This is a genomic window from Sediminibacterium salmoneum NBRC 103935 (assembly GCF_000511175.1).
Taxonomy (GTDB): Bacteria; Bacteroidota; Bacteroidia; order Chitinophagales; family Chitinophagaceae; genus Sediminibacterium; species Sediminibacterium salmoneum.
This window is the reverse complement of record NZ_KI866530.1, coordinates 1,502,443-1,517,673: the sequence shown is the minus strand read 5'-3', so window position 1 is coordinate 1,517,673 and position 15,231 is coordinate 1,502,443. Positions and strand designations below refer to the sequence as shown.

Genomic DNA, 15,231 nt, shown 5'->3' with positions numbered 1-15,231 from the left:
ATTATCGTGAATCTGAATTTTATCCTTATGAAGCAAATGTCTTTTTTGGGAATAGCCATATTCTCTTTTTTCTGTGCAAAGAAACAGGAAGTGAATATTGACGCACCGGCCACGGAAACTGTTTTTTATTGGGTTACAAATGCTGATCAATCTGTACTTTTAAAGAAGCAGACTATTGCTTTGTTCACAGGGAATGTAAATAATGCGCATCCTGTTATTGATATTGATAGCTCTCAACGCTTTCAGGAGATAGACGGATTTGGGTATACTTTAACTGGAGGAAGTGCTTACCTTATTAACCAAATGGATGCAGGGACCAGATTGAGTTTACTGAAAGAATTGTTTGGGAACTCAGAAGATGCTATTGGTATTTCTTATCTCAGAATCAGTATTGGAGCTTCTGATCTTAGTCAGACTGTTTTTAGTTACAATGACCTTCTAGCTGGTCAAACGGACACCATGTTGAATCAATTTTCTCTTTCCATGGATACAATAGATCTTATACCAATAATAAAACAAATACAAGCGATTAATCCTACAATTAAGTTCATGGGCTCACCCTGGAGTCCACCCGTATGGATGAAAAGTAATCAAAGCAGTATTGGTGGTTTTTTACTACCTAAATATTATAGTGTTTATGCCAACTATTTTGTTAAATATCTGCAGACAATGAAACAAAGAGGTATTGAGGTTGATGCCATCACTATTCAGAATGAACCTCAGCACGGAGGTAATAACCCCAGCCTTTTAATGTCTGCTTCTGAACAGGCAGATTTTATCAAGAATCATTTAGGGCCAGCTTTCAAGAAGAATAAGATAACTACAAAAGTTATTATCTGGGACCATAATTGTGACAATCCAAACTATCCTATTTCAATATTGAATGACCCTGAAGCCAAGCAGTATATAGATGGATCTGCCTTTCATTTGTATAGTGGAGATATCAGTGCTTTATCAGTAGTTAAAGCGGCTCATCCAGATAAGGCAATTTATTTTACAGAACAGTGGACTGGTAAAAACGGTCAATTTGGAGGAGATTTAATGTGGCATATTAAAAACGTTATCATTGGTTCTGTACGTAATCATAGTAAAGTTGCGTTGGAATGGAATTTAGCAAATACCCCTGATTTATCTATGCATACCCCTGGCGGTTGTACTGAGTGTAAGGGCGCACTGAACATTTTTGGTTCTACCGTAACCAGAAATGTGAGTTATTATATTATTGCCCATGCCTCTAAATTTGTTCCAGCTGGTTCTGTTAGAATTGCATCTAGTTTTGCCGGTGACTTCTATTCAGCCGCTTTCATTACTCCTACCGGAAAGAAAGTAGTTATTGTACTAAACAGTGGATCTAAAACAGCTAGCTTCAATATTCGGCATGCTCAGAAATGGCTGAGCGCAGAATTAAACGCAGGGGCAGTTGCTACTTTTGTAATTTAACTATCTGGAATAATGAGATTTTTCTTATTTAATTTTATTGGTCTTTTTTGTAGTGTTGCATTTTTTACATCTTGTAAAAAAGCTGCAAGTAACCAATCAAATGAGGTGGTAAATAATACGCCATTTCTTTTAGCAGGCAGTAGTATAAATGGCGAGAGTTTTTCAAAAGACCTTATCAGTTATGATGTGAATACAACACCGAATATTGTATTACGGTTTAATAAGAAAATAAACAGAACAATTGCTGCCAATGCCATAGTATTACTGAAGAATGGTAATGAATCGGTAAAGCTTAACTACAGTTTTCTTCAAAATGATAGTGCAGTTTCCATTGTTGCTCAGGCATCGCTGGCTTATTTAACTAAGTATATTCTTTCTATAGATAATAGTTTGCAATCTGAAAGTAAACAGACGCTTTCTATACCAGTTTCAATGGGTTTTATCACCACTATGGATTCTACTGATAAATTTCCTGTTCTTACAGAAGCAGCTTTACTAGACACTGTTCAAAAAGCAACATTTAATTATTTCTGGAATTTTGGTCATCCAATATCAGGAATGGCAAGGGAAAGAAATACTTCAGGTGATATTGTTACATCGGGGGGGACGGGTTTTGGTATTATGGCATTGGTAGTGGCTGTTGAGCGAAATTTCATTTCACGTTCAGAGGGTCTCGCAAGAATGAAGACCATTGTATCTTTTCTTCAAAATAAAGCAAAACGTTTTCATGGTGCTTTTCCTCATTGGTTAAACGGGATTACCGGAGATGTTGTTCCGTTTAGTATAAAAGATAATGGAGCAGACCTTGTTGAAACTTCTTTTCTAATTGCAGGACTCTTAAGCGCAAGAATGTATTTTTCAGGTTTAAATACAGAAGAATCCACTCTTCGAAACAATATTAATTTAATCTGGGATGCAGTAGACTGGAATTGGTTCCGCCAGAACAATCAGCAAACTTTATATTGGCACTGGAGTCCAGATTATCAATGGGATTTGAATCTGAAAATATCAGGTTGGAATGAATGTCTCATAACCTATGTGCTTGCTGCCTCTTCCAATACCAATGCAATTCCACGTGAGACCTATCTGAATGGTTTTGCCAGAAATGGTTCAATGAAGAACAATGCAGTTTATTATAATTACAAATTGCCACTTGGTCCGGAGCTGGGAGGTCCTTTATTTTTATCTCAATACAGTTTTCTTGGGATTGATCCCCGTGGACTTTCTGACCCCTTTGCTGATTATCAGGAACAAGTGGTGAACCATAGTTTAATCAATTATAATTATTGTATTAACAATCCCAAAATGTATTGGGGTTATAGCCAGAACTGTTGGGGATTAAGCGCTTCGGATATACCCAATGGTTATTCCGCCAGTTCACCTACGAATGATCTGGGTGTAATAGCACCTACAGCCGCTTTGTCAGCATTCCCGTTTACACCTAAGGAAAGTATGCAGGCCTTGAAATTTTTTTATTATAAGCTAGGCGATAAGTTGTGGACAGAATACGGTTTTGTCGATGCTTTTAAATTACAGGATTTGTGGTTTTCTACTTCTACCTTAGCTATTGATCAGGGTCCTTCTATTATTATGATTGAGAATTATCGATCAGGATTAATTTGGAAACTATTTACGGCTTGCCCGGAAATTAAAAACGGTTTGAAAAAATTAGGCTTTACTGCCCCCTATTTATAATAAATGAAATTGAATAATGGTGAGAAATCTTATTGCGATCTTATTTTTTTCCTTGCCTGTTTTTCAGGTAAAAATGTATTGGCTCAGCAAAAGACCTATTGCAATCCTATAAATATCGATTACGGCTTTACGCCTATCCCCAATTTTTCTGAGTGGGGAAGACATCGCGCAACAGCAGATCCTGTAATCGTTAATTATAAGAATGATTACTATCTGTTTAGTACCAACCAGTGGGGCTATTGGTGGAGTAATGATATGTTGAACTGGAATTTCGTTTCCAGAAAATTTCTACGACCCTGGAATGAAGGGTACGATGAATTATGCGCACCAGCAGTTGGTATAGTGGGCGACACAATGCTTGTATTTGGCTCAACCTATACCAGTAAATTTACTTTGTGGATGAGTACAAATCCTAAGGCGAATGATTGGAAACCATTGGTAGATTCTTTTGAAATTGGTGGATGGGATCCTGCATTTTTTACCGATGATGATGGACGATTCTATATGTACAACGGCAGTAGTAATGTATATCCATTATATGGGATAGAGTTAAATAGGAAAACATTTCAACCAATTGGAACCAGAAAAGAAATTCATTCTTTAAAAGCCTGGAGATATGGATGGCAAAGATTTGGGGAACATATGGATAACACATTCCTGGATCCTTTTATGGAAGGTGCATGGATAACTAAATACAAGAACAAGTATTATTTACAATATGGGGCACCCGGTACAGAGTTCAGCGGATATGCAGATGGAGTAGCAGTGGCAGACAGCCCACTTGGATATTTTACAGAACAGTCGGATCCATTGAGTATGAAGCTAGGTGGTTTTGCAAGAGGTGCAGGACATGGTGCAACATTCTCAGATATTTACAACCGATATTGGCATGTGAGTACCATCATGTTGTCAGTTAAAAATAATTTTGAACGAAGAATTGGAATATGGCCTGCTGGTTTTGATGCTCAGGATATGATGTGGACCAGCACTGCATTTGGCGATTATCCGCATTATTTACCTGCCTTTAGGAAAACAGAAATACAACCTCGCGAATTAAATCCTGCTTTTACCGGATGGATGTTGCTGAATTATCAAAAACCAGTAATGGCTTCCTCTTCATTGGGTGGACATACACCCAATCTGGCAGTAGATGAACAAATGAAAACTTATTGGAGTGCATCAACCGGTAATAGTGGTGAGTGGTTCCAGTCCGATTTGGGTTCCATATCTACCGTTCATGCTATTCAAATTAATTATGCTGATCAGGATGCTGATATATTAGGTAAGAGAACCAATTTATTTCATCAGTATAAACTTTATTCTTCAATGGATGGTAAAAAGTGGACACTGCTGAAAGATAAAAGCAATAATCAAACAGATGTTCCTCATGATTACATTGAACTTGAAAAACCAATTTCTACCAGATTCATAAAGATTGAAAATGTACATATGGCTAGTGGTAAGTTTGCCTTAAGCGGGTTAAGGGTTTTTGGAAATGGAAATGGTCAGCTTCCAGATTCCGTAAAACAGTTTATGGTTCTGCGAACCGAGAAGGATAAACGAAGTGCCTGGATAAAATGGTCTCCCGTTGATAATGCATATGCTTACAATATTTATTATGGTACCCATCCCGATCAATTGTATAATTGTATTATGGTTCATGATACCAATGAGTATTGGTTTAAAGGGATGGATCTTAAAAAAACCTATTATTATACCATTGAATCAATCAACGAAAATGGAGTTTCTGTTAAATCTAAAATTTTAAAAGTAGACTAATGAAAAGTTTTATTAAGCGCCTGGTTTTAGCTTTTGCATTTTTATGTGTTAATACTTTATATGCGCAGCATTCAAAGATGGATCTATTTATTAATCAGTTAATGGCAAAAATGACATTGGAAGAAAAGCTGGGACAACTCAACTTGCCAAGTTCCGGTGATATCGTTACCGGATCAGCTGAAAGCTCTGATATTGCCAAGAAAATTGTAGCAGGAAAAGTAGGTGGGCTGTTTAATATTAAATCTGTTGCCAAGATTAAAGAAGTGCAAAAACTGGCTGTAGAAAAAAGCAGACTCAAAATTCCATTGATGTTTGGTATGGATGTTATTCATGGTTATGAAACCTTATTCCCCATTCCATTGGGAATGAGTGCCACCTGGGATATGCATCTTATAGAAAGATCAGCCAGAATTGCAGCCAATGAAGCCACTGCAGATGGTATCAATTGGACTTTTTCTCCGATGGTTGATGTATCAAGAGATCCCAGATGGGGCAGAATTTCTGAAGGTAATGGAGAAGATGCTTTTCTGGGGGCGCAAATTGCAAAAGCAATGGTTAAAGGATATCAAGGAGATGATTTGTCTAAAAATAATACCTTGCTTTCTTGTGTAAAACACTACGCACTGTATGGTGCTTCAGAAGCGGGTCGGGATTACGGAACAACCGATATGAGCAGGGTTAGAATGTTCAATGAGTATATGCTCCCCTATAAAGCTGCTGTTGAAGCAGGGGTAGGATCTGTAATGGCTTCCTTTAATGAAATTGACGGATTGCCTGCACATGGCAACAAATGGTTATTAACCGATGTATTGAAGAAACAGTGGGGTTTTAAAGGATTGTTGGTTTCGGATTATACAGGTGTGAACGAAATGATTGCACATGGAGTAGGCGATCTTAAAACGGTTTCAGCCTTGTCTATGAATGCCGGATTAGATATGGATATGGTTGGGGAAGGATTTTTAACCACTTTGGGTGAGTCTGTAAAAGATAAAAAAGTTTCGATTGCCAGAATCAATGAAGCTTGCAGAAAAGTTTTGGAAGCCAAGTACAAACTGGGTTTATTTGATGATCCATTCAGGTATATAGATGACAACCGTGCAAAGACAGAAATATTTTCTGAAACAAATAGAAATGAAGCCAGATCTATTGCAGCTCAGAGTTTTGTTTTATTGAAAAATGCCAATAAGACGCTTCCATTAAAAAAGTCAGGATCAATTGCACTGATTGGTCCTTTGGCTGATAACAAAGAAAATATGGGAGGTACCTGGAGTGTAGCTGCAAATTTAAGTAAAGCCACATCATTGTTGCAGGCATTCAAAGAAACTATTGGAGATAAAGTTGCCATTCATTATGCCAAGGGATCTAATTTACATGAAGATGCTAAATTTGAGGAGCGCGCAGGCATGTTCGGGAAATCATTGAAGCGTGACAATAGAACGGATGAGCAATTGTTAAATGAAGCGCTTGAAGCTGCGGCGAAATCAGACGTTATTGTTGTAGCTGGCGGAGAAAGTGCCGAAATGACCGGAGAAGCCAGCAGCCGTGCTCAAATTGATATTCCAGCTGTTCAAAAGAATTTAATAAAAGCGCTTTTAAAAACCGGTAAGCCGGTTGTGTTGGTTTTATTCACGGGAAGACCTTTAACACTCAACTGGGAAAATGAAAATATTCCGGCAATTTTAAATGTCTGGTTCCCTGGGTCTGAAGGGCCGTATGCTATTGCTGATGTGTTATTCGGAGATGTTAATCCTTCAGGAAAACTAACGGCTACTTTTCCACAGCATGTAGGTCAGGTTCCATTATTTTATAATCATAAGAATACCGGAAGACCTTTGAGGGGGCCCTGGTTTCAAAAATTTCAGAGCAATTATTTAGATGTAAGTAATGAGCCTTTATATCCATTTGGATACGGATTGAGCTATACTAATTTTAGTTATGGAAATGTGGAATTAAGCACCACTAAGGCAAAGGGAAATCAGACAGTTACTGCTAGTGTTATGTTAACCAATTCCGGCTCGTATGAAGGGAAAGAAACGGTTCAGCTTTATATAAGAGATTTGGTTGGTTCCAGCACCAGACCTGTACTTGAGTTAAAGGGATTTCAGAAAATTAGTTTAGCGCCGGGTGAATCTAAAAAAGTAAGTTTCACTATTACTCCTGAGGACTTAAAATTTTATAATTATGATCTAAAGTTGGATTGGGAGGCTGGCGATTTTGACATTTTTATTGGAACAGACGCTCAAACATTAAAATCTGCAAGATTAAACTGGAATAAGTAACTTGAAAAGCAAAATAGTAACCTAACTACAATTTATTCTAAATGAAATTCTTCTCAAGTTTTTTTTTAGCAGGGTTGATTACAACTGCTGCAAGCGCGCAGGTAAAACCTGAATGGACAACGGTGTTTTCTAAAATTAATACTGAAGTAGATCAGCATTCAAAAGCCTATAGTAGTTTAAAAACTGCAACGGAGACCATTGGTCATCGATTAACGGGATCGGAGAATGGAAAGAAGGCGGAAGAGTTTGCTTATAATTTATTGAAGTCTTATGGATTCAAAGATGTAAAATATCAACCCTTTGAAGTGGAAAGCTGGAGCAGGGGGAGCTTAACGGTTAAGATTGGTTCAGATAAAAATAACCTGCAGGCAGTGAAAGCTGTTTCTCTGGCGCATGCTCCTGTAAAAGCCAATGTGCAACTGGAACTGGTTGACATGGGAAATGGTCTGGAAGAAGATTATACCAGTAATCCGGGAAAGGCAACAGGGAAAATTGCAGTGGTTTATTTGGGAATTTTGCCTGGTTCAAAATCGGGTTTGAAGAATTTGCATCGTTCTGAAAAAACTGCTTTGTCTACCAAATACGGAGCAAAAGGGATTATCATCATCAATACAGCAAATGGTGGAATACTGTTAACTGGCACTGCATCTGTTACAGGCAAGTTGATTCCCGATCCTGCCGTTTGCATTGGTAAGGAAGATGGCATGAAGCTAAAGGAAGAGATGAAGAAGACAACGCATTATGCTGCAATTGATATGACCAATCAGTCGGGTTTAATTAAAGCCAGAAATGTAATAGCTACTATTAAAGGGAAAACTCAGCCCAATGAAAAAGTAATTATTGGTGGTCACCTGGATAGCTGGGATCTGGCAACCGGCGCTATTGACAACGGAATCGGATCTTTTGCAGTGATGGATATGGCGCGTACATTTCAGGCATTGAAACTACAACCCGAAAGAACGGTTGAATTTGTAATGTTCATGGGAGAAGAACAAGGGCTATTGGGTTCCAGGGCATATGTAGATCAGGCAATGAAAAATAAGAGCATTAACCAGATCAGGTATATGCTGAATTACGACATGACCAATGATCCTAAAGGGTTTTCTACTACTATTATAGAGAGTAAGGAATTGTTTGAAGGGATAGGGGCCATTGCACAAACATTTGACACCAGTTATAAAAACCTATTCAACAACGGAGCCGGATTGCATAGCGATCACCAGCCGTTTATGCTACAGGGAATACCCACTGGCGGCGGTGCCGGGGGCAGATTGCCCAACAATGCGGGCCCTTGTTATCATGCGGATTGCGATGATTTTAAACTGGTGGATGATAAAGGACTTAGGAACACCGTTCGCTACGGAGCCATGTTGCTCTATGGTGTAGCCGATTCAAAAGAACTGAAAGCCAAAAGATTTACTGATTTGGAAGTTCGGGATTTCATGATTAAAAATAACCTGAAAGAAGCTTTGCAAATTGCAGGTGAATGGCGTTGGGATTAGGCCAGCTTTTTCCTTGAATCAACGTATAGCTGAATTTTTAGCGATATCCAGATGGAGATGGCTGCGCAGAATATGCCTGCTCCCACATCCAGTGGAAAATGTTGTGCCAGGTAAACTCTTGAGTATCCTGCTAAAATAGCCATTACAATTCCCGGAATCCAGAAATAACGGTAGGGAATTACCAGTGTTCCCAGCAGGAATAAGCTGAATGCAGTAGTTGTATGACCGGAAGGAAAGCTATTGCTGGTATGTACGGTAACGCCCTTCACGGTATGTATGGGATTGGTACCTGCTGCTTCAATAGCAGCTGTAGGTCTTGCTTCATTGGGGTAAATAATTTTCTTTCCAACCTGTACAAAGAGTGTTGAAAATAAAATGGCACTTAACACCAGTGGAAGCCATCTTCGTTTGTAAAAAATAAAATAAAGACCTACCGGAACCCAGAGGATCCCGTCTCCTGCATAGGTAAATGCTGCAAAAAAATAATCAGCTATTTTACCCAGATCTCCGTTTAATAAAAGAAAGAGTTCGTCTTTACCCCCCAGATAACTGAATAGAAGTAAAAGCGTGCCTGATACAATACTTAGGGTAGAGGCTGTTTTATATGCGTTGGTATTAAGCGTTGTCAATAGCTGGGTTTTATGCAAAGATAGGGGCTGACAATAAAAGGAACCCCGCCCCACAGAACGGGGTTCCACCCAAAAACAAGTAGCTATTTTAAATAACGCCTGCCAGTTCCAGGCTTTTCTTTTTCAGGTTTACTACATCAATATCATCTATGATACCATCATGTGCCAGAATTAGTGAAGTATTGTTTTGTTTCCACCATTGCTGGTTAATGAGTTTACTGCAATGCAATACGCCTATCAGGTATTTTCTTTCGGCCTGTGCATGCCATTCCTCAATCCATTCAAATTCTTCTTTCGGTATATATTTCAGGTCATCAAAACTTACATATACTTTTAAGTAGTAGTCGTTGGTTAGTTCATGTGGTTTGTGATGGTAGAGTTTTTTGTATTCGTACCGGTAATTGTAGCGCAATGCAGCAATATCACTTAACACTGCAGAAGCAGTAGGAAAGCTACCTGCCCCTTTTCCATAAAAGAATTGCTTATCAGCAAAGCCAGACTCAATTACAACCCCGTTGTATTCATTTTTTACAAAGGAAAGAGGATCCTGTACGGGTACAAATTGTGGTAGCACAAACGCAGCTACTTTTCCATTCTTTAATTTTTTAGCCTGACCAATCAGCTTGATATCCAGATTTTTTTCTCTGGCTACCAGTGCATCGGAACCCTGTATGTTCTGAATTCCTGTGAACAAAATTTCTGAGGGGGCACTTACCACTCCATAAGCATGGTTTAACAGAATGGTCCATTTGTTTAATGCATCGTATCCTTCCACATCCAGTTTAGGATTGCTTTCTGCAAAACCCAGTTGTTGAGCCAGCAATAAGGCTGCGGAAAAATCTAGTTTCTCCTCGAACATTTTTGTTAAGATGAAATTGGTGGAACCGTTTACGATGGCTTTAATGGAATGCAATAAATCGTTGTCGTAGTACTCTTCCAGATTTCTGATAACCGGAATAGAAGCGCAGGCGGCTGCTTCATACAAAAAGGGTAGTCCTGTTTCTTTTTGCAAAGCCAGTAATGCAGGCAAATTATCTGCAATCATTTTTTTGCTGGCACTTACTACTGATTTGCCATTTTTTAATGCAGTGGATACAATATCAAAAGCGGCTACTGAATCATCAATCACTTCTACAATTACATTTATTTCAGGGTCCTGTAATAATACATTCTTATCGGATGTAAATAATTCTGCAGGTGCATTTCTTTTCTTGTCTGCATTCTTAATACAGACTTTTTTAATACTTGCCTTTAATGAGGGGGTCTGTTGTAATACCTTGTACAATCCTTCTCCAACCACGCCAAATCCAAATAATCCGATTGTTAACTGTTTGTGTGTTTCCATTTTAATTTTGCTACTTTTTTTTATGAATACTATTAGGCTACTATTTCTTTTCTCTGTTTATGAAACCAACTGGCTGCTGCTTCCCTTTCATTGTCTGTTAACTTTTGCAAAACCTTCGCTAAGTCTTCAATCAGGTCTTCTGCTTCTTCCAGCCCAATGGACAGTCTGATTAAACTATCACTTACTCCTGCTGCTCTTCTTTTTTCAGCCGGGATAGATTTGTGGGTCATATTGGCCGGATGAGAGATTAAGCTCTTGATGCCTCCCAAACTTTCTGCAAGCTTGAATAATTGCGTATTGCTGGTTACAGCAATGGCTGCTTCATTGGTATCGTCTATTAGTGTAAAGGAAATTATACCTCCGCCGTTTTTTCCTTGCTGTATGGCCAATGCATGATTGGGGTGGGATGGAAGTCCAGGATAATTAACACTTGCTACAGCAGGATGTTGTTGTAAATACTGTGCAATTTTCAAAGCTGTTCTGCTGTGATGCTTCATGCGTAAATGCAGGGTTTCAATTCCTCTGATCACGAGCCAGCTATCGAAGGGGGCCAGTACGGCTCCGCAGGCATTCTGAAAAAACTTCAGTTTTGCTCCCACCGTTTCTTCTTTTGCTACCAGGATGCCAGCAATCAAGTCGCTATGACCACCCAGGTATTTAGTGGCACTATGAATTACAATATCGGCACCCAATAACAAGGGTTGTTGCAAAACAGGTGTTGCGAAAGTATTGTCTACGCAAAGCAGGCAGCTATTGGCTTTGGCAATATTCGCTATGCCTGCAATGTCTGAAATTTTTAAAGTTGGATTGGTAGGAGTTTCTAACCAGATTAACCTGGTACATGGAGTAATTGCTGCTGCTACTTTTTCTGTATCACCGGTGTCTACAAAATTTACTTTGATACCATATTGTTCATACACCGCAGTGAATAACCGATACGCACCTCCGTAAATATCATCAACAGCCAAAATTTCATCTCCGCTTTTCAGTAATTTAACTACGGCATCAATGGCTGCGAGCCCGCTTGCAAATGCTAAACCAGTTGATCCTCCTTCCAGTTTTGCAATGAGCGATTCCAATGCGGCTCTTGTTGGATTATTCGATCTGGAATAATCATATCCTTTGTTAACTCCGGGAGACTCCTGCACAAATGTGCTGGTTTGGTAAATGGGTACCGAAATGGCGCCAGTCAGCGGATCTACCGGAATGGCGTGAATGAGTTGGGTTGCACTGAGCATGTGACGATTTTTTTGTTTAAAAAATATCGTTCTCTTTAATCTCTAGGTGGCTTTCCCTGGCCATAAGACCATAAAAAAACCCACCTGATAAAATCAGATGGGCATATATAATTTTCCTTTCGGTAAGAATAAAAGCTTGACTCTGACTTATCTTCCCCGTTAAAGCATTGCTTTACCAGGATGGAATTGGCACCTTCATACTACTGAGTTAAAGTAATATGGGTTGCCAAGGCTTCATAGGGCCAAAACCCTCCGCCTTTCTTGATAAGATTATTAAAGAACTGATGCAAATGTACATTCGCAATTTCATTTCACCAAATTAAAAGTCTATTAATTTAGTGGACAATTACTTATTCTACTCACAGATGATTGAATTTCAGGTAGTTTTCTTTTATAAAATGCAAACTTTACAACGGGCTGCTTGTTTGTATCTTTATTAACTATTATGGCAAAGAAATCGATTCCTACTGCACCTGTACCGGTAAATGACACGGATTTTATTCAGGTAATGGGTGCGCGTGAACACAATTTGAAAAACATTGATATTGCTATTCCTAAAAATAAGCTGGTTGTTTTTACCGGCGTAAGTGGTAGTGGAAAATCTTCACTGGCTTTTGATACTATTTACAATGAAGGTCAGCGCAGGTACATGGAAAGTTTTGGTGCCTATGCCAGACAGTTCATGGGTGATATGGAAAGACCTGATGTTGATAAAATCACAGGCCTGTCCCCGGTAATTTCTATTGAACAAAAAACCACTAATAAGAATCCACGCTCTACTGTTGGTACCGTTACGGAAGTCTATGATTTTCTTCGTTTGCTCTATGCGCGCATTGGAGAAGCATACAGTTATGAGACCGGAAAAAAAATGGTCAAGTTTAGTGAAGAAGAGATTGTTGATAATATTTACACGAAGTATAAAAATAAAAAAGTGAGTTTGCTGGCGCCCCTGATTCGAGGAAGAAAGGGACATTACCGGGAGCTCTTTGAAGACATTAGAAAGAAGGGATTTTTAAAAGTAAGGGTTGATGGAGAGATTATTGATCTTACTCCCAAACTGCAGGTTGACCGATATAAGATTCACGATATTGAAGTAGTGATTGATCGTTTGCAGGTAACCGACGATTTAAGAGTGCGGGTAAGTCAGAGTGTCCAGCAGACCTTGAAAATGGGTAAGGATCTGATGTTCCTTTTGCTGAACGATACCAATAAGACGGTTCAGTATGCCAAGCAATTGATGTGTGAAGACACGGGTATTTCCTATGAGGAACCTTCTCCCAATTCTTTTTCCTTTAATTCACCTTATGGTGCCTGCCCTACCTGTAAGGGTTTAGGTCATATGTATTCCATTGATTTAAGTGCAGTTATTCCAGATCCGAATTTAAGTATTAAGGAAGGTGGAATTGCGCCGCTGGGCGTGCAAAGAGATGCATATATGTTCCGTAATGTAGAACAGCTGGCAAAGAAAAATAAAATCAACCTGGATAAACCTGTTAAAGACTTACCCGTTGCTGGATTGAATATTCTGTTGTACGGAAATCCGGATGGGGATAGTTTAATGATTGATCCTGCTGAAACAGAGGGTGTAGGTGCAGATCCATATGCTGGTGAATTTGAAGGAATTATTCCCATGCTGAAGCGTTGGTTTGCCGGTGTAAAATCGGATGGTATGCGTGAGTGGGTTGAGCAATACATGGAATTAAAAGTTTGTACTACTTGTGACGGAGACAGATTACGAAAAGAAAGTCTCTGGTTTAAAATTGACAATAAAAATATTGCTGAACTGAGTGCATTGAATTTAGATAAGCTGCAGCAATGGTTCACGAATCTGGAAGATAGATTGAGCAAGAAACAGAATGTAATTGCAAAAGATATTTTAAAAGAAATCAGGGAGCGATTACAATTCCTGCTCGACGTTGGCCTAACTTATCTTTCGCTGAATCGTTCTTCCAGAACCCTTAGTGGGGGGGAGTCGCAGCGAATCAGGCTGGCTACACAAATTGGATCTCAATTGCAAGGGATTACTTATATACTCGATGAACCTTCCATTGGTTTGCATCAGCGCGACAATCATCAGTTAATTCAGGCATTGAAAAATCTGCGTGATATAGGTAACAGTGTGTTGGTAGTGGAACACGATAAGGATATTATGCTTGCAGCGGATTATCTGGTGGATATTGGACCCCGCGCAGGGAAATATGGGGGTAGTATTGTGGCTGAAGGAACACCACAACAGGTGTTGGAATCAGGAGCAGATACTGCTCAGTATTTAAACGGACAAAAACGTATCCAGGTGCCTGCGGAAAGAAGAGCAGGTAGCGGAAAGTTTCTGGAATTGAATAAAGCTTCCGGCAACAATTTAAAGAATGTTTCTGTACGCTTGCCCTTGGGAAATTTAATTGTGGTGAGTGGGGTTAGTGGCAGTGGTAAGAGTACCCTGATTAATGAAACTTTATATCCTATTCTGGCTAAGCATTGTTACAATAGTAAAGTAACACCCATGCCTTTTCATTCTGTGAAAGGGCTGGAGCATGTTGACAAAGTGATTGAAATTGATCAGTCCCCAATTGGTAGAACGCCCAGGAGTAACCCTGCTACTTATTGCGGATTCTTCACAGAAATCAGAACCTTGTTTGCAGCTGTACCCGAAGCCAAAATCAGAGGATATGCAGCAGGTCGTTTTTCCTTTAATGTTAAGGGAGGCAGATGTGAAATTTGTGAAGGAGGGGGAATGAAAGTGATTGAAATGAATTTCCTGCCCGATGTATATGTGAACTGTGAAAAATGCAATGGCAAAAGATACAATCGCGAAACGCTTGAAATTCGTTACAAAGGAAAATCCATCAGCGATGTGCTGAATATGACGGTGGATGAAGCCTGTGAATTTTTTCAGCCTGTTCCTTATTTATACAGAAAGATTAAAGTATTGCAGGAAGTAGGGCTGGGATATATTACGCTGGGGCAGTCGGCTACAACCCTTAGTGGCGGTGAAGCACAGCGCGTAAAGCTGGCTACAGAACTGGGAAAGAAAGATACCGGGAAAACATTTTACATTCTGGATGAACCCACTACCGGTTTGCATTTTCAGGATATCAGTCATTTGCTGGATGTGCTGAATAAACTGGTGGACAGAGGGAATACGGTATTGGTGATAGAACACAATCTGGATGTAGTTAAAATGGCCGATTATATTATTGATTTAGGCCCGGAAGGTGGTGATGGAGGCGGACAGATTTTATTTGAAGGAACACCCGAAAAAATGGTGCAACATAAAACCAGTCATACAGCTCGCTTTTTAAAAGCTGAAATGAATTAACTTCCCTC

9 protein-coding genes and 1 riboswitch are annotated in these 15,231 nt (G+C 39.3%); of the genes, 6 read left to right on the top strand and 3 right to left on the bottom strand.

Translation table 11 applies throughout. The annotated features are described in order from the left end of the window. Window positions 1–27 precede the first annotated feature (27 nt). The 5 genes from P767_RS0107200 to P767_RS0107180 are packed head-to-tail and all read left to right on the top strand — an operon-like array spanning window position 28 to window position 8,695. Window positions 28–1,440 carry a glycoside hydrolase family 30 protein gene (locus P767_RS0107200; RefSeq protein ID WP_037351682.1) on the top strand — a complete coding sequence of 471 codons (1,413 nt, stop codon included), beginning with the start codon at window positions 28–30 and terminating at the stop codon, window positions 1,438–1,440. 12 nt (window positions 1,441–1,452) lie between these two features. After that, complete coding sequence (locus P767_RS0107195; protein WP_026763963.1) at window positions 1,453–3,135, top strand: glucoamylase family protein; 1,683 nt, start codon at window positions 1,453–1,455, stop codon at window positions 3,133–3,135. A 3-nt stretch (window positions 3,136–3,138) separates the two neighbouring features. After that, window positions 3,139–4,914, top strand: a complete 1,776-nt coding sequence (locus P767_RS0107190; RefSeq protein WP_051417216.1) for a discoidin domain-containing protein — start codon at window positions 3,139–3,141, stop codon at window positions 4,912–4,914. Continuing rightward, window positions 4,914–7,193 (top strand): beta-glucosidase BglX, encoded by a 2,280-nt coding sequence (bglX, locus tag P767_RS0107185; RefSeq protein ID WP_026763961.1) that lies wholly within the window; start codon window positions 4,914–4,916, stop codon window positions 7,191–7,193. Before P767_RS0107190 ends, bglX begins: the two co-directional genes overlap by 1 nt. Before the next feature lie 41 nt (window positions 7,194–7,234). Then, window positions 7,235–8,695: a M28 family peptidase gene (locus P767_RS0107180; RefSeq protein WP_051417215.1), complete on the top strand. Its 1,461-nt coding sequence runs from the start codon at window positions 7,235–7,237 to the stop codon at window positions 8,693–8,695. Here P767_RS0107180 and P767_RS17625 read toward each other — a convergent pair. The 3 genes from P767_RS17625 to P767_RS16265 form a co-directional block, all read right to left on the bottom strand. Further along, window positions 8,692–9,324, bottom strand: a complete 633-nt coding sequence (locus P767_RS17625; RefSeq protein ID WP_051417214.1) for a phosphatase PAP2 family protein — start codon at window positions 9,322–9,324, stop codon at window positions 8,692–8,694. The genes P767_RS0107180 and P767_RS17625 overlap by 4 nt on opposite strands. 88 nt (window positions 9,325–9,412) lie before the next feature. After that, complete coding sequence (locus tag P767_RS0107170; RefSeq protein ID WP_026763959.1) at window positions 9,413–10,669, bottom strand: homoserine dehydrogenase; 1,257 nt, start codon at window positions 10,667–10,669, stop codon at window positions 9,413–9,415. A 32-nt stretch (window positions 10,670–10,701) separates the two neighbouring features. Then, complete coding sequence (locus P767_RS16265; protein ID WP_051417213.1) at window positions 10,702–11,907, bottom strand: trans-sulfuration enzyme family protein; 1,206 nt, start codon at window positions 11,905–11,907, stop codon at window positions 10,702–10,704. Between the two features lie 144 nt (window positions 11,908–12,051). Continuing rightward, a riboswitch (SAM riboswitch) is annotated at window positions 12,052–12,178 on the bottom strand. 174 nt (window positions 12,179–12,352) lie between these two features. Between P767_RS16265 and uvrA the strand changes: the two genes are divergently transcribed. Further along, window positions 12,353–15,223, top strand: a complete 2,871-nt coding sequence (gene uvrA, locus P767_RS0107160) for an excinuclease ABC subunit UvrA (RefSeq protein ID WP_026763958.1) — start codon at window positions 12,353–12,355, stop codon at window positions 15,221–15,223. Window positions 15,224–15,231: the final 8 nt, after the last annotated feature.